We start from the raw sequence: 17,254 nt of genomic DNA, 5'->3' as shown, positions 1-17,254 counted from the left end.
AATGAATTGCGGTATAAGCGGTTGTAGAAAAAAACGTTGGAATAACGGAACGTTTTTTTGACAATCGCTATATCGTCATCATCTTCAAATGAGAAATAAAGATGAAGGCTTCCAACTTGCACAATCATAATCTTGAGATTATTCGATGAAAAAGAAGAAATCGCAACAATTAATTGTTTTTGATATGGACGGGGTTCTGATTGACGTTTCAGGCTCCTACCGGGAAGTGGTTCGGCAAACAGCCCGGGCTTTTTTTCAACCGGCGCCGGCATCTTCGGAATTGCCGGATCCGCTGTTTTCTCTGTCGGAACTGGCAGCGGTCAAGGGGGGCGGAGGGTTGAATAATGATTGGGATTTAACCTATTTCATTATATCGCTTTTATTTGATTTAGTTGAAAAACCGCTGCAGCCTGAAGAAAAAACGCCGGACTGGAACGGGTATTGTCAGAGCCTCAGCCGCTGCAATCTCAGCGGTCTTATAAAATTCCTGCAAACCCAAAAAGACCCTTTAGCATCTCTGCTGAAAAAGAGCAAAAAGCCGGAAGACAGCTTTATCAGGACGCTTTCAGGAAAGGATGTGGGCAGCGGCAATATCATCAAACAGATTTTCCAGGAATTTTACCTCGGCAGGGATCTGTTCAGGGCCACCTATGGGATGCTGCCGCAGGTTTACGGCAGTGAAGGGTATATCCACCGGGAGACGCTGATGGTAGATAAAGCCCTGCTGGAGAAGTTGGCGAAATACCATATACTGGCCATTGCCACGGGGCGGCCGAAACAGGAAGCGGATTTTGCATTGGATCGTTATGACATTCGAAAATATTTCGACGCTGTCTATACGCTTGAAGACAGCATTCAGGAGGAAAAGCGGATTCTGGATCAGGATGGCCTGCGGGTGTCTTTGTCCAAACCAGCGCCTTTTATGCTGGACGCGATTGCAGGGTCGATTCAGCCCCCGCCTCTGATTGCCTATTATTTAGGGGATATGCCGGATGATATGATCGCAGCCGGCCGATCCCGGGCCGGTTTTGTGAGCATCGGATTTGTCTCTTCAGCACCGGACAAACAGGTTTTGAGGAGTGACCTGCTGCGCGCCGGCGCCGATTATATCATTGAAGATCTGAAGCAGGTGGAAGAGATCGTGGCGGTTTAAAAAAGGCTGAAGGCTATTAGACTGAAGGCTGAAGGGTTAGTGACGAGTTGTGCGTAACGAGTTACGAGTTATTAGCCGGGAGGCTGCCGGTTGGTTGTCCGTGGTCTGTCGTCTGTTGCAAAAATTTGACGGACAACGGATAACTAACAACTGACCTTTAGCCTTCGGTCTTCAGCCTTCAGCCTATTAGAGAAGTTCTTTGACCTTCCGGATGATGTCTTCGCGGCCTAAGCCCTGATACGGAACCTGCTCGCCCAGACCGCCGTGTCCTTCCTTTACGGAGCCCAGGTGGGCGTAACGGGGGGCATACCCCCGTTCCAGCAGCCAGGTGCCGAATTTTGACCCCAGACCGGTTTTGACATTTTGCGTTTCCACCACCAGTACAAAGGCGCCGGTGCCGAGTTTCCGCAGCATGGCCTCATCAATCACATTCAGACAGGGTTTATTGATCAGCCCTACCTCAATTTTTTCAGCCTTGAGCCTTTCAACCACATCCAGACAGCGGTACAGCATTTCCCCATAAGACACGATGAAGCCGTTCCGGCCGTTACGAATGATTTCGTCCTTGGCGGCTTCAAATTGGTAGCCTTTGCCGTAATGAGGTTCGCCGTTTTCTTTCAGGATAAACGGCGTGGCCGAGCGCGTGGAAAAGATGAACCGCAGGCCTTTTTGATGAAATACGGCGTTAATAATGGCCCGCATCTGATGGGAGTCGGCCGGGAAGTAAAGTCGCGTGGAATCATTTTCCGGCAGACCGTTGTCCGCAAAGAAATTGTTGATCCCGAAGTGACAGGTATTGTCCGCCATCTCGTCCACACCGGCGTGGGAAAAATGCGCCAAGACATTGGCACGGTTTAAACGCGCCATGGTGATTTCAGAAATGATCATTTCCATGAATGCTGAAAATGTGCCGTAAACGCCCTGGCGATTGTCGCTGGAACCGAAACCGGCGGCAACCGAAAAGTTGTTGCGTTCCATGATGCCGCCGTGCACATAGACTTCGGGGAAGCCCTTGCGAATGTGGTGCAGCCCGCAGGAGCCCTCCAGATCGGAGTCCACCACCAGAACGTTCTCTTTGCGGCCAGGCATGTCTTTGAGGATATCGCAGATAATTTTGCCGAAATTGTCTCTGTTTTTGGCTGTTTCTGAGGAGCTGCCGAGGGCGGCTTCAGCCCCTTTGCTTTCAGGGGGATTTTCCAGCATTTTCAGGGATTCCGCATGCCCTTTGGCCTTCAGATAAGAAACGGCCAGGTCAACCGGGATGACATCATGCCCCTTGGGTGATCCTTCAATGCCGTTGACGCCGACGGCCATTTTCCTTTTGTTGACCAGGGCGTATGGGCCGGGCGTCGTCAGCGCCTTTTGAATTCTTGTGAACAATTGCTTTAAATCCTCGCCGTCGCCGCTGTCTACCCCGAGTCCGTGTCCTTTCAAGGTCTGTTCAATATCGAATCCCTTCAGATAACTGCTGGGGTGGCCTGCGATGGTCACATCATTATCATCAATGATGAGTTTTACGTTCAGCTTTTGGGCAACGGCATATCGGGCGGCTTCGGCATCGGCGCCTTCCTGCTGGGAGCCGTCGCTGCCGTAAATTACCAGAACTTTTTCAGGGTTTGCAGTGGCGATGCCGTTGACGTAACTCCACAAGTGCCCCAATCGACCGGAGCTGAAAAATACGCCGTTGGCGTCGTCCCGCTCCGGATGGCCGTACAGACCGCTGCCGAACTCACGGTAGTGCAGCAGCTTTTCCGGAGGCATGTGTCCGTTTAAAACCGCCATGATGTATTGCAGGGCCACCCGATGTCCGGCCTCATCAAAAAAAACAGGATAGATCGATGGGTTGGCCTTCATGAAACCGTCGGTTATCAACACTTCCGGAACCATATCAAAAGCGCCGCCGGTGTGGCCCCCCAACCCCTTGGTGTTGGCAAAGGCGGTGAAAAAGATAATACTGTCGCGCACCAGCCGGATATTCTGTTCCAATTGTTCTTCCTGGCGGGGCGCCATCTCTTTCTGGGACAAATCAAAAGTTAAAGCCTGATACTGGTTTAAATCGATGGGGAAATCCATATTCAACCTCTCTTGTAAATGTTAATATTCATATCATTGTCTTTTTGCCGTCCGGATCATACAATGCCGAGGAGTGGCGGGTCGCCGCCAGGGTTTCGGTAAACACTTCAATGGCGTACCCCTCGGAATAAGCGGCGTGTTCCATGGGAAGATAACCATAAGCGATGGTTTTCCCGACATAATGGCCGTAACCGCCACTGGTTACGACCCCCAGAACGTTGCCGTTGTGAGAAATCGTTTCACCGCCAAAGAGCAGCCGGGGTTCCGAAATGTCCAGCGTAAAACAGCACAGGATCAGACCGGGGCCTTCGTTTTTTATGTTGCCCAAGGCCTCCCGCCCGATGAAATTTCCCTTATCGAGCGCGACACAATAACCCAGCCCGGCCTGATACGGGTTGTAGTCCGGTGAAAGCTCCGCACCCCAGTACCGGTAGCCCTTTTCAAGTCGAAGGGATTCGATGGCCCGATAGCCGGCGTTGGACACTTCGAGTTCCTGGCCGGCCTGCCACAAGCGTTCATACACCTGGGACGCATATTCGGTCGGCATATACAGTTCGAAGCCCAACTCGCCGATGTAGGTCAGCCGCATGGCCCGAACCGGGGCATGGCCCAGCGTTATCTGCCGAGACTGGCCAAAGGGAAAAGCGTCGTTATCGACAGGGTCCGAGGTGATTTTTTCCAGCAAACGGCGGGATAAAGGACCGCACACATTAATTACGGCATAGGCGGAGGTAACGTCTGAAATTGTGACAGCGGTATCGGGCGGCAGATGCCGCTGGATCCAGTCTAAATCATGCACGCCAAAAGCCGTGCCGGTGACAATGAAAAATCTGTCTGCAGCGATGCGGGTGACGGTCAGGTCGCACTCAATCCCGCCGCGGTCATTGCACAATTGGGTGTAGACAACACTGCCCGCCGGCCTGTCGATGTTATTGGCGGCCAGCCGATTGAGGAAGGATAACGACTGCGGCCCCTCCACCATAAATTTACAAAAGGATGTCTGATCGATCAAGACCACTTTCTCTCTGGCGGCGCGATGCTCATTGCCCACATGCTTAAACCAGTTGGGCAGACCGAAGGTCAGCTCATCCTCCGGTTCCACACCCGGCGGGGCAAACCAGTTGGCCCGTTCCCATCCGAATTTTGACCCGTAAACCGTCCCTTTTTCCTTGAGTTGATGATACAGCGGGCTGCAGCGGACCCTCCGGGCGGAATGGTGTTCCTCATTGGGCCAGGAGAGGGTGTAATGCTTTCCGTATATTTCACGTGTCCTTTCCAGATTGTAGGCCGGGCTGTGATGGTGTTTTCCGAACCGCCGAATGTCAAGGGGCCAGATCGCCAGACTGGGCTCTCCTGCCAAAATCCATTCGGCCAGCGCTTTGCCTGCACCGCCGCCGGCGGCAATGCCAAAGGCATTAAATCCGGCGGCGATAAAGCAGTTTTCCAACTCAGGGGCAGGACCCAGAATGCAATTGCCGTCAGGGGTGAAGGCCTCCGGGCCGTTGACCAAGCGCGCAATCCCGACGGTCTCCAGACAGGGGGTGCGTTTCATGGCGGCGGCGGCCAAAGGTTCAAAATGATCGAAATCAGGCTCCAGCAGCTGCTGGGTAAAGGCTTTGGGGATGCCATCCAGTGCCCAGGGGATGCCGTTGGGTTCATAGCCGCCCATGACCAGACCGCCGACTTCTTCCTTGTAGTATAGCAGGCTGTCCTTATCGCGTACCGTCGGCAGTTCCGACGGCAACCCCTCAATTGCTTCGGTCACCAGATACTGGTGTTGAAACGGAATCAACGGCACGTTGACGCCCATCATGCGGCCGATTTCCCGGGCCCACATGCCGGCGGCATTTACAATCGTTTCACATTGGATCATGCCCTTGTCCGTGACAACGGCGGTGATACGGTTGCCCATAAATTTAAAACCGGTTACCTTGGTATGCTGGAAAATTCTGGCGCCGCGACTGGTGGCGCCTTTTGCCAGGGCCATCGTCAATCCGCTGGGGTCGGCCTGACCGTCTGACGGCATGAAGGCGGCGCCGATGATGCCGTCCAGGGACATGACCGGGAACAAGTCCAGCGCCTCCTGGGGGGAAATGATATGCATGTCCAGACCGAAGCTGCGGGCAGTCGTGGCGCCTTTCTTCAGCTCCAGCAGGCGGGCCGGGGTGCCGGCCAGATGCAGGCAGCCGCATCTTTTCCAGCCGGTGGTCAGCCCGGTCTCGGCTTCCAGCTTTTCATACAGGCTGACACTGTATTGCAGCATGCGGGTAACATTTCGGCTGGACCGCAGCTGTCCCACCAGGCCGGCGGCGTGCCAGGTGGAGCCGCTGGTTAATTCTCCCTTTTCGATGACAACCACATCGCTGCAGCCCATTAGCGTTAAATGATAAGCGATGCTGGCGCCGGCAATACCGCCGCCGATGATGACGACCTGGGCATGATCCTGCATGTTTTTCACACCCCCTTGACCCCCTCCCATCAAGGGAGGGGATCATGACACATGAGGGAACCTGTTATTTCTTACCGAAATATTTTCTGATAAATTTTAAAAAGCGTTCATTTTCTTCATCAAGACCGGGCGTTACCCGGAAATATCCGTCTTTGCCATGGATCGGGGTGATTTTTTTAAGATACAGCTTTTCCATATCCAGGCCGGCCTGCAAAATCTCCGCTGTGGTTTTGCCGGTCATGGTGGCATCGATGAGCATGAAATTTCCATGGGGCGGATAGGGTTTCAGGCCCAGTTTGAGGGCCTCGTTGTAGAAGGCATCCATCCATTTGTTGTTGTGGGCAACTTTGGCTTTGATTTCCTCGGGGTTGTCCAAGATGGCTTCGGCAGCAGCCATGGACATGAGGCTGACGTTCCAGGGCAGCAGCATCGCACTGAAGGCTTTGATCATTTCTTCGGATCCCAGCACATAACCGAAACGGATGCCGGCAAAGCCGTGAGCCTTGGAAAAAGTCGCCTGCAAAAACACATGCGGATATTTTTTAATCAGATGTGCTTTTGAGCCTCTGTCCGGGTGATAGTCCAGATAGGCCTCATCAATGCAAAGCGGGATGCCGAGCTGGCAAAACCGCTCCAGATCCTTGTCATCGATAAATATGCCGGTGGGGTTGTTGGGATTAATGATGAGGATCACTTTGGTCTTGGGGTTGATGGCCGCAATCATCGCATCCACATCATACTGGAGGTCGTCTTTGCGCAGCGGGATCGATACGACCTTGCCGCCGCAAAGTTCTGCACGGGGGGGGTATAATTCAAATGTCGGTGTCGACAGGATAATTTCGTCGCCCGGCTGAAGGAAAATCCGCATCATGCTGTCGATAATCTCCGAGCTGCCGTTACAAAGTCTGACGTTTTCAGGTTTCAGGCCGTACATGCTGCCGATTTTGGTTCTGAGTTTTTTCATGCTGTCCGGATAGCGGTTGCCCTTTTTGACCGCTTCGGCAACGGCCTTTACCACCTTGTCGGACGGCGGGATCGGGTTTTCATTCAGCATCAGCCGGCCGTGATCCGGAGTTGCCCAGGCTTTGTCCAGGATGCTGGTGTTATATTCTCTAGCCGTCAAAACCCACGGTACAAACCATTCTTTCAATGCTTTCATGTTTCATCTCTCCTTTGCTTAACGATAGCGGAACTTTTTTGATTTTACCCTAAACCGGTCATGATAAAAGTGAATCCAGGGGTGTATATTCCAAATCAAAGGCTTCGGCAACACCTTTATACGTCACTTTGCCTGCAAGGATGTTAATCCCTCTGGCGATCTCCGGGTTGTCTTTGGCCGCCTGTTTGAAACCCTTGCCGGCAATTGCAAGAGCGTAGGGCAGGGTTGCGTTGGTCAGGGCCTGGGTGGAAGTCATCGGGACGGCGCCGGGCATGTTGGTGACGCAGTAATGGATGATGCCGTCGACTTCATAGATGCTGTCATCATGGGTGGTGGGCCGGGAGGTTTCAATACACCCGCCCTGATCGATGGCCACATCCACGATGACGGAACCTTTTCTCATAATTTGGAGCATGTCGCGTGTAATCACCTTGGGGGCCTTGGCCCCCGGGAGCAGAACGGCGCCGATGACCAGGTCGGCCTCTGCCAGCCGTTTACGAATGGCCGCCGGGCTCGACATCAGCGTGAAACAATTTGCAGGCATGACATCACTCAGATAGCTCAATCGTTCCTGGTTGGTGTCAAAGAGATAAACTTTGGCACCCAATCCGCAGGCCATTTTTGCGGCATTAATTCCGACGACGCCGCCGCCGATAACGACCACCGTGCCGGGATCGACTCCCGGCACGCCGCCAAGCAGCTTGCCTTTGCCGCCGAATGTCTTTTCGAGGTACTTGGCGCCTTCCTGGATCGCCATTTTCCCGGCGACCTCACTCATCGGGGTCAGCAGCGGCAGCGATCCATTATTGCGTGCCACGGTCTCATAGGCGATGGCAACACAACCGGAATCGATCATCGCCCGGGTAAGCTCCACTGCAGCGGCAAAATGAAAATAGGTGAAGACAATCTGACCGCTGCGGATCAGGGTATATTCACCGGGAAGGGGTTCTTTCACCTTCATGACCATTTCACTGCGTTGATAGATCTCTTTGGGTGAAACGACAATCTCGGCGCCGGCGCGGGTATAGCTTTCATCCGAAAAACCGGAACCTTCACCTGCGGCGGTTTCAATTAAGACCGAATGCCCATTAAAAACAACCTGCTCCACGCCGGCGGGGGTCATGGCGACGCGGTTTTCTTTGGTTTTGATTTCTTTAAGGACACCGATAATCATAACATCCTCCTGTCTGGTTTCGGCAAATCAGGAATCCGCCAGGCACTTGCCTGCGAATTCCACCATTTCGTTGGTTGCCTTTGAAAACTGCTCTGCAGTTCTCATAAGAGCGGGGTGCGTATTGTATTCATCCCGGGAATAGCCGTCTTCAAAATAAGCACGTTCAAAATAGGGGATTTTCAGCAGTTTTTCCATGAGATCGGAGGGGATTTCTTTTAAAATCCGATCGGATTTAAAAACAATATCCTTTTGTTCGGGAAAATTCATGACCTGGTCGATATAAGACGGCGGGCAGGTCACAACGATGTCGGCACCGGTTTTTTCCTCAAGGTGCCAGATCTTGGTTGCACCGTTGACAGTCGGTCCCAATCTGAGCGAGCAGGAAAGCATTTTGCTCGGCAGGTTATTATCCTTTAAATATTTGTAGGCCTTTTTGAATATAGCCAGTTCCGCCCAGCGGACATCCGCTTCGGAAAGGTCTATCCCTTTTTCCTTGCCGAAATCCCTCAAGCCGCCTAAATCACCATATCTCGATTCCATATGCGTAATAACCGACCGCCAGCGGGACAAATCGACGTTGTTTTTCCGGGCGGTTTCCAAGCCTCTTTTTACCGTTTTGGCACAGTCCACCAGCTGGGGCAAAATAAAGGTCAGGGTATTGTTGGTTGCGATCCCTTTGGAGGTCAGGATTTCAATCACCTCATACCCTTCTTTCGTACCGGGGACCTTTATCATGACGTTCGGATTTAATTTGGCTATTGAAAGGGCCTGCTGCAACATGGCCTCCTTGTCAAATGCGCTGCGCGGATCGACCTGTCCTGAGAGAAAGCCTTCCTTGTAGCCGGTCTTTTCAAAAAGGGGTAAGTACATGTCGGAGCCGCGCTTGACTACAGCCTGATATAGTTGCCAAAAAAGGCCCTCCTTATCTATCCCCTTGTTTTTTTGAATCAACTCCTTGGCCACCTTTTCCCAGTAGGGTTCATCGTCCTGAATGGCCTGGAGCGATAAGGGGGGGTTGGTGGTTACGCCCCGAAAGAGTTGTGATTCGGGATTTTTTTCGTTATACATCCGTGCAACCTGCCGCTTCGTGATGGGGGCGTCCTGGGGGCTTGCTTTGGAGAGCAATTTTTTACACCAGTTATTGAAAATAACCGGCGACGAATCCCACCAGATTTCCATGCCCGGGCTTAATGCGACCAGTTTCTCAAATAAATTTTTTTCTTCCATTTTATCCTCCTGTAATGTGCGGTAATCTGTTCATGTTTATAGATGTATAGACAACAAAGCCGAAAAATTAATCGTTTGAAAAATGGTTTATAGGGTTTTCCCTGATATGATACCGGCCCAGCTCAACCTCGAATATATATTTGTCTCCCCGGTAGTAGGAACACAGAACTTCAACGGGGACGTTATTGGCGTCGAATGTGACGCTTTCCATAAAAATTCCGGCTGAATTTTCCGGAAGATGAAGATATTTTGCTGTTTTCCCACTTAAGTTAACGGCCTGGATGGTTTGTTCACAGCGCGCCAGTACAACATTGAAGTGTTCGGTAATCAGCCTGTACATGGAACCGGTCAGGTCCATTTCCAAGATATCCTTGAACATGCGGAAAGGAAGATAGCTTTCTTCGTAAATAAACGGGACACCGTCGCCGGTTCTCAGGCGGTGTATGGCAATGACGTTGCTGTCGGCTCCCAGGACCAGGGCGTCGGCCACATGGTGGCTGGCTGGGGTAATGCTCTTTTTTAGCAGGAGCGTCTTTTCCCTGATGCCGATATTGGCCAGGTCGTCTCTGAAACTGGAGATCTGTTTGAGTTTATGCTTCAGATGGGGCGGTGGTGATGAAGATAAAAACGTTCCCCGGCCCTTTTCTTTAGTTAATAAACCCTCGGCCGTGAGTTGCGACAACGCCTGCCGGAGGGTATTTCGGTTTACCGCGCACATTTCAGCCAGTCTGATTTCCGAGGGGAGTTTTTCACCCTTCTGGTACCTGCCGGTCAAAATCAGCTCTTTCAGCCAGGCGCTGATCTGGAGGTATTTGGGTATCGGATTGGCGGGATCGACGATTTTCACCAGATGGGTTCCTTTTTTAAACCTCGGCCGCAAGGCCGGCGGGCCGCCGGCCGGTTTTTTTAGCCACCAGATGCAGGATGCCCAGCATGACCATGACGATGACGATGATACAGGTGCACATGGCATTGGCACTGGCCGTCCAGCCGTCATTGTCGAGCATGATGATTTCAATGGCGGCCAGGTGCACGGTGGCCGACACCAGAAAGATGACGGCACTGATCGTGGTCATGGAGCGCATGAAAAAGTAAACAAAGTTCTGAAAAAAAGCCACCCGCGAAAGGGGGAAGATAATTTGAAAAAATGTCCGGAGGGTGTCCCCCCCCAGACTGATGGACGCCTCTTCGATGGACGGGTCGATATTTCTCAAATTCGAAATGCTCGATAAAATCCCCAGCGTAAAATTACAGATAATGATGTTAATGACGATAATCCAGGGGGTGCCATAAAAGAAATAATAGGGTTTATTAAAGGCCAGGATATACCCCAGGCCCATCACCAGCCCGGGGATGGCCGCCGGCATGACGGACAAAAGGTAGATGGTTTGTTTGAAAAACGATTTGCGCGTTTCCATTACATAGCCGGCTACCAGGGTTATGAAGGCGCCCACCACTCCCACGATGAGGGACACCCACACGCTGGTCCAGATGGCGGAATATCCGGCAATGGACGGAAAGCTGTAATGTCGAAGCGTCAGGGTCCAGTCATAAGGCCAGATGTTCACAAAAGAGCCCAGAACGACGGTAACGAAAATGACGATGATGGAAAATGAAACCAGGCTGCAGTAACTTGTAAATATTATCTTTTTAAATGGCCGGGAAGGGGGAATGACCGGTTTGGCGGCCCCGCTGATCATTGAAAATGTTTTGCGGGAAATATAATAGTTGAACAAAAACGCCATCATCGAAGGTACCAACAGGATAATGCTGATGGTGGCGCCCAGGTCAAAGCGATAAAGGCTGGTGACCTGGGCATAGATTTCGGTCGCCAGGACATTATAGTTACCGCCGATGACCACCGGATTTCCGAAATCCGTAATGGTTAAATTAAAGGTCAATGCGGCTGCGCTGAAGATGCCGTATTTGGCTGAAGGGAGCGTTATGCGGGTAAACACTTTAAAAGGCGAAGCCCCCAGGCTTTCGGCCGCTTCATCCAGCCGGATATCGACGGCCGCAAGTGTGGTATATAAAATCACGAACGCGTGGGGCAGGCAATACAGTACCTCTGAGACAATGATGCCGGTGGCGCCGTATATATTCCATTTCGTTTGCAGGAGGTGCGCCGTAACCAGCCCGTTGCGGCCAAAAAGGTAAATCAGCGCCAGGGCCTGAACAATCGAGGGCGCCACCAGGGGCAGCATGATGATATTTCTAAAAAACGTTTTGCCGGAAATAGTGGTGCGGGTTAAAGCGTATGCGAAAAAAAAGATAATAACGGTTACAATGCCGGTGGTGGCAAAGGACACATACAGACTGTGCCAGAGGGCGTTTAACGTATAACCGGTGGTAAAGTATTTATGAAAATTTTGAAGTGTAAAATTTGCCAGGGCAAATTCACCGCCTTTAAAAAAACTTAACTTTAAGATCGCCCCCAGCGGAAAGAGCATGAAAAAGAAAAGCAGGGCGGCAATAAAAATCGTCACGGCAGGGACAATAAACCTGTCAAATTCCATACGCCGGGCAGATAGCTCATATGTCCTTGGGCTAACCGTCTCTATCGTAGATGGTGTCATGAAATTACACTTAATCTTATGTGTAAAAAAGGTTAGTTTAATTTTCTAAAAAGTTCATTGTAAACATAAAATGCATCCGGCGGAAAATAGAGCGTAAATTTTTCACCCCGTTTCAAACCGGTTTTTTCAAACTCCTTTTCAGGTAAATCCACCAGCATTTCGTCGCCTTCCAGCAGAAATGAAATTCTTACGACCGCACCTAAAAAGTTGATAACTTCAGCCGTAACCGCTACGCAATTTGACGGGATGCATTTTTCAAGGGGTATCGTTGCGCCGACAATTTCAATGTTCTCCGGCCGGATGGCAAGGTAAAGGGTATCTCCGGCAACTTTGTCAAGGCCTGCCACCGTCAGCACCAGCTGCCCGAACTTTAATTTATCGTTTTTGCGGGTAGCGGTAATGAAGTTGGAAGTGCCGACAAAATCAGCCACAAAGCTCGTCCGGGGTTCCTTGTAAATCTGCCAGGGGGAACCGATTTGTCGAAACTCACCATCCCGCATAATGATGACCCGGTCTGCCAGCGCCAGGGCCTCTTCCTGGTCGTGGGTTACGTAAATCATCGTAATACCCAGCTCCTGTTGGAGTCTTTTAATAACGGTCCGCAAGCGGACGCGAATTTTGGCATCCAAGGCGCTTAAAGGCTCATCCAGGAGCAGGACGCCCGGTTTAATCGCCAACGCTCGGCCCAGGGCGACGCGTTGTTGCTGGCCGCCGCTCAGCTGCGAAGGATAATGGTTTTCCCAGCCGGTGAGCCCCAAAAGCTGCAGCATTTCAGAGATCCGTTCGTCAATCAGTTTTGGCGGCATTTTCCGCATTTTCAAACCGAAGGCGATATTCTGGTTGACGGTCATATTGGGGAACAACGCGTATGATTGAAAGACGATGCCAAATTCACGTTTTTGCGGGATGATGTGGTTGATTATTTTACCATCAAAAATGATATTGCCGGATGTCGCCTGCTCAAAACCGGTAATGATCCTCAGCAATGTGGTTTTGCCGCACCCGCTGGGGCCCAGAAAGCAGACAAATTCTCCCGGTTCAATTGTGAGGCTGACATTGTTCAAAGCAACCAGTGAACCAAATTTTTTAGATAAATTTTCTAATATCAGCTTTTTAGACATCGCGTGGGGTTATACTCCTTTCAGACCCTGGCAGCAATGAGAGCATATTATCCGGCTGACCGAGTACTCTCGGGAACGCCTTGATCTTTCAAGCAGTCGTCCGGACAGACTGGAAAGAACCGATGTGTTTAGTGTAATGGTGCCAATCGATTTTCTAGTGTAGATGTATATACAGGATAAATGGATAAAATCTCAGTATTTGTCAATAAAAAAAGCTATAATGGTTTCATCAACATATTCCATTTTTCGATTGAAACGGAATGATCCGGCAATGAAACGGAACATTATTTTGATTATAGTTGAAAAAACTCCACAGACCCATAAAGGCGTCCGTGGCGTTTTTATGTCGGAACAGGGTATCGTTACAATTATTTAATAAAATGTTTTTGCCAGACTTCAAGAATTTCCGTGCGGTTTTTGGACTGCCAGGGGAAATCCATCGGCGCTAGCTTGATGGTTGATAAGGCCGGCAACCCCTCAGGTCCCGGAATGCCCGGATAGGCCACGCCCAGTTTGAACTTGGCATACCCCTGCATGGCTTTTTTACTGATGGCCCAGTCCAAAAATTGCTTGGCGGACGCTTCGTTTTTCGCGCCCTTTAAGAGGGCATTGGCTTCAAGTTCGAATCCCGCGCCTTCTTCCGGCAGGACCATCGCAACCGGAAATCCCTGCTTTTTTAAGGATGAGTAGACAAAGGCAAAAGATAAGCCGATGGCATATTCGCCGGCAGCCGTTAATTTAGCTGGTTTGGAACCGCTTTTGATATACTGTCCCATGTTTTTATCCAATTCTTTCATAAAATCCCAGGCTTTGTTTTCAGCAACCGGTTTGTTTTTATAATCAGTATCCATCATCTCTAGGAGGCTGGCGATCTGTAGAAATCCCGTTCCGGAGCTGGCGGGGTTGGGCATAATCAGCTTTCCCTTGTATGCCGGGTTCAGAAGGTCTTTCCAGCCTTTGGGCATGGGGAGCTTGTCGGCTTCCATCACTTTGGTGTTGATGACAAATGCCGCAGCATACAGGTCAATGGCAGTCCAGTGACCGTTGGGATCTTTGAAGTTTGCCGGAATCTTATCCCAGCCTTTGGGTTTGTATACCTTGATCATTCCCTTGGATACAAACTCTTCCATATTGGTTACAGCCCATCCCCAGATGCAGTCCGCCTGGGGGTTGTCTTTTTCCGCCAGCATCCTGGCGCCGAGTTCACCGGTGGAGAGGCGAATCGCGTTGATTTCCAAACCCGGGAGATCTTTTTTGGCGAGTTCGATATACTCGACAACTTCTTCATTTTCGAGCGAAGTGTAGATAACAACCGAGGACTTTGCCGATGCCGTCCCCGCTAAGACAAAGCAAACTATGAAAGTACATACGAGCATCAATCCTGTCTTTTTCATAACACCTCCTCCTTGTGAATAAGTTAATGGATAGGTCTTCTTTGCCATATACTTTTTTGAAACTATTTAGAAGGTAACTATTTTCAGCATGGTCAATCCAAGAAGGATGTTGATTTAAGCCCGCTGTGGTCTTGGAGTTATTAATTTCCAATAGCGAGTAAAAGCCGGCAGCATTTAGTGGTAATTTCACACGGTATAAGCTATTTGTCAAGTGCGATATTTCAGGTGGTTGCTAGGACTCAAAATGGATTACTCTTCGGTTGAGAAGAGACCGGCCCTGATAAATTCGCGGTTTAAGCAGGCGATGTTGGTAATTGAGATTTCCTTGGGGCATTCTGCCTGGCATTCGGTTTCATTGGAGCAATTGCCGAATCCGAGTTCATCCATTTGTCGAACCATGGACAAGACGCGTCTGGCTGCCTCGGGTTTTCCCTGGGGCAGCAGGGCCAGATGGGAAACGCTGGCGCCGATGAACAGCATGGCCGATGAATTGGGGCATGCGGCCACACAGGCGCCGCAGCCGATACAGGTGGCGGCATCCATCGCCTTTTTATTTTGCTCAATGGGAACCGGGATGGTGTTGGCCTCCTGGGCGCCGCCGGTGGTCACCGAAATATAACCGCCGGCCTGGATAATTTTGTCCAATGGACTGCGATCCACCACCAGATCTTTTATGACCGGAAATGCTTTAGAACGCCAAGGTTCAATTACAATGGTCTGGCCGTCCTTAAAATGACGCATGTGCAATTGGCAAAGGGTGGTGGCCGCTACGTGGCCGTGGGGCCTGCCATTGACGACGCTGCCGCAGGCGCCGCAGATTCCTTCGCGGCAGTCGTGGTCGAACGCAATGGGGTCCCTGCCGTCAAGGGTCAATCGTTCGTTGACGACATCCAGCATTTCAAGAAAGGACATGTCCACAGAAATATCTGCGGCATCGTATGTTTCGAAACTCCCTTTAGCATCCGGCAGCTTCTGCCGCCATATTTTCAGCGTCAGGCCGATGGTCTGTGTCACTTATAACTCCTTTGGGTTAATTCCACATTTTCAAATGATAGCGGTTCCTTATGAAAAATCGGCTCTTTGTCCTCACCGCCAAACTCCCAGGCTGCTACATGACAGAGATTTTCATCATCCCTGAGGGCTTCGTTGTCTTCGGTTTGATAATTTTCGTTGAAATGACAGCCGCAGGATTCCTTTCGTGCCAAGGCATCGCTTAACATCAATTCCGAAAATTCAAAAAAGTCGGCAACCCGTCCGGCCTTTTCAAGGCTTTGGTTAAATTCTTCATTGATCCCGGGCACGATGGCATTGTCCCAAAATTCTTTCTTTAAGGAATGAACCAGCTGTTTGGCTTCGGCAAGGCCGGCGTTATTTCTGGACATGCCGCAGTATTCCCACATGATCAGTCCCAGTTCCTTGTGAAAATCATCGACCGTGCGTTTCCCCTTGATGGAAAGGAGCCGCTGTATCCGGTCTAAAGATGCCTGAGCGGCTGAGCGGAAAGCGGGATGATCGACCGTAACATCATTCAGATGAGCGCCGGCCAGATATCCTCCGAGGGTGTTGGGTATGATGAAGTAGCCGTCGGCCAGTCCCTGCATCAGTGCGCTGGCGCCCAGACGGTTGGCCCCATGGTCTGAAAAGTTGGCCTCGCCGATGGCAAAAAGGCCCGGAACCGTAGTCATGAGGTTGTAGTCCACCCACAGTCCGCCCATGGTGTAATGGACCGCGGGATATATCATCATGGGGGTTTCGTAGGGATTCTGGGCTGTAATTTTTTCATACATCTGAAAAAGATTGTCGTATTTCTGGGCGATGCTGTCTTTGCCTTCCCTTTTGATGCTGTCGGCAAAGTCGAGATAAACAGCCAGTCCGGTTTCCCCCACCCCTTTGCCCTGGTCGCATTGTTCCTTGACATTGCGGGAGGCGACATCCCTGGGGACCAGATTGCCGAAGCTGGGGTATTTCCTTTCCAAAAAATAATCCCTTTCAGACTCGGGTATCTGATGGGGCGCCCGTTTATCGCCCGGATGTTTCGGCACCCATACCCGGCCGTCGTTCCGGAGGCTTTCGCTCATCAGGGTCAGTTTGGACTGGTACTTGCCATGAACGGGTATGCAGGTGGGATGAATCTGTGTAAAACAAGGGTTGGCGAAATAGGCGCCTTTGCGAAAGGCGCGAAAGATGGTGCTCACATTGGATGCCATGGCATTGGTGGAGAGAAAATAAACATTGCCGTAACCGCCGGTGGCAAGGACGACCGCATGGGCGCTGTGGGATTCAATTTCACCGGTAATCAGGTTGCGGGCGACAACCCCCCGGGCCCTTCCGTCTATCACCACCAGCTCCAAGATGTCCCGGCGGGGATACAGGGTTACCTGCTCTGAAGCGACTTGCCGGGACAGCGCCCGGTAGGCTCCTAAAAGCAGCTGCTGACCGGTTTGGCCGCGGGAATAAAAGGTGCGTGATACCTGGGCGCCGCCAAACGATCGGTTGGTCAACAGCCCGCCATAATCTCTGGCAAAGGGGACCCCCTGGGCTACACACTGGTCGATGATATGGTTGCTGACCTGGGCCAGGCGGTAGACATTGGCCTCGCGCGAGCGAAAATCACCGCCTTTTATTGTGTCGTAGAAAAGGCGCCAGATGCTATCGCCGTCATTTTGATAATTTTTGGCGGCATTGATTCCCCCCTGGGCCGCAATGCTGTGTGCCCGGCGCGGACTGTCCTGAAGGCAGAAGGTTTTGACGTTATAGCCGAGTTCTGCCAGGGTGGCGGATGCCGAACTGCCGGCCAGACCGGTGCCCACCACAATGATGTTGAATTTTCTGCGGTTGCTCGGATTTTCAAGCTTTAATTCAAAGCGGTGTTTGTCCCATTTTTTTTCAAGGGGTCCGGCCGGTATTTTTGCATCAAGTTTCATGGGG

The 17,254-nt window shown here is 51.2% G+C and carries 12 protein-coding genes; 1 reads left to right on the top strand and 11 read right to left on the bottom strand.

From position 1 onward, the window contains the following. Positions 1-145 precede the first annotated feature (145 nt). Positions 146-1,153, top strand: coding sequence for an HAD hydrolase-like protein (locus P1P89_07945; GenBank protein ID MDF1591428.1), 1,008 nt, complete (start codon positions 146-148; stop codon positions 1,151-1,153). Between the two features lie 186 nt (positions 1,154-1,339). Here P1P89_07945 and P1P89_07940 read toward each other — a convergent pair whose 3' ends face one another. The 11 genes from P1P89_07940 to P1P89_07890 all read right to left on the bottom strand — a co-directional run bounded on the left by P1P89_07940 (position 1,340) and on the right by P1P89_07890 (position 17,250). Beyond that, positions 1,340-3,226 carry a transketolase C-terminal domain-containing protein gene (locus P1P89_07940; protein MDF1591427.1) on the bottom strand — a complete coding sequence of 629 codons (1,887 nt, stop codon included), beginning with the start codon at positions 3,224-3,226 and terminating at the stop codon, positions 1,340-1,342. 28 nt (positions 3,227-3,254) lie between these two features. Next, positions 3,255-5,675, bottom strand: a complete 2,421-nt coding sequence (locus tag P1P89_07935; GenBank protein MDF1591426.1) for an FAD-dependent oxidoreductase — start codon at positions 5,673-5,675, stop codon at positions 3,255-3,257. A 64-nt stretch (positions 5,676-5,739) separates the two neighbouring features. Then, positions 5,740-6,834, bottom strand: coding sequence for an aminotransferase class I/II-fold pyridoxal phosphate-dependent enzyme (locus P1P89_07930; GenBank protein MDF1591425.1), 1,095 nt, complete (start codon positions 6,832-6,834; stop codon positions 5,740-5,742). Between the two features lie 58 nt (positions 6,835-6,892). Continuing rightward, entirely contained in the window at positions 6,893-8,008 is a 1,116-nt protein-coding gene (ald, locus tag P1P89_07925) for an alanine dehydrogenase (protein MDF1591424.1), read from the bottom strand. 27 nt (positions 8,009-8,035) lie between these two features. Next, positions 8,036-9,235: a transaldolase family protein gene (locus P1P89_07920; GenBank protein ID MDF1591423.1), complete on the bottom strand. Its 1,200-nt coding sequence runs from the start codon at positions 9,233-9,235 to the stop codon at positions 8,036-8,038. Between the two features lie 67 nt (positions 9,236-9,302). Beyond that, a complete protein-coding gene (locus tag P1P89_07915) occupies positions 9,303-10,082 on the bottom strand; it encodes a GntR family transcriptional regulator (GenBank protein ID MDF1591422.1) in 780 nt (259 codons plus the stop codon). A 16-nt stretch (positions 10,083-10,098) separates the two neighbouring features. Continuing rightward, the gene (locus tag P1P89_07910) at positions 10,099-11,751 is read right to left on the bottom strand and encodes an ABC transporter permease subunit (protein MDF1591421.1); all 1,653 of its coding nucleotides are present in this window, start codon (positions 11,749-11,751) and stop codon (positions 10,099-10,101) included. Between the two features lie 92 nt (positions 11,752-11,843). Continuing rightward, complete coding sequence (locus P1P89_07905; GenBank protein ID MDF1591420.1) at positions 11,844-12,932, bottom strand: ATP-binding cassette domain-containing protein; 1,089 nt, start codon at positions 12,930-12,932, stop codon at positions 11,844-11,846. Positions 12,933-13,300: 368 nt separating this feature from the next. Continuing rightward, positions 13,301-14,326, bottom strand: a complete 1,026-nt coding sequence (locus P1P89_07900; protein MDF1591419.1) for an ABC transporter substrate-binding protein — start codon at positions 14,324-14,326, stop codon at positions 13,301-13,303. 249 nt (positions 14,327-14,575) lie between these two features. Then, positions 14,576-15,340, bottom strand: a complete 765-nt coding sequence (locus tag P1P89_07895; GenBank protein ID MDF1591418.1) for a succinate dehydrogenase/fumarate reductase iron-sulfur subunit — start codon at positions 15,338-15,340, stop codon at positions 14,576-14,578. Beyond that, positions 15,337-17,250 carry a fumarate reductase/succinate dehydrogenase flavoprotein subunit gene (locus P1P89_07890; protein MDF1591417.1) on the bottom strand — a complete coding sequence of 638 codons (1,914 nt, stop codon included), beginning with the start codon at positions 17,248-17,250 and terminating at the stop codon, positions 15,337-15,339. Before P1P89_07890 ends, P1P89_07895 begins: the two co-directional genes overlap by 4 nt. Positions 17,251-17,254 lie beyond the last annotated feature (4 nt).

The sequence above is a fragment of the Desulfobacterales bacterium genome (assembly GCA_029211065.1).
Classification (GTDB): domain Bacteria; phylum Desulfobacterota; class Desulfobacteria; order Desulfobacterales; family JARGFK01; genus JARGFK01.
Note: the sequence above shows the minus strand (reverse complement) of the source record. Positions and strands in the feature narration are given on the sequence as shown.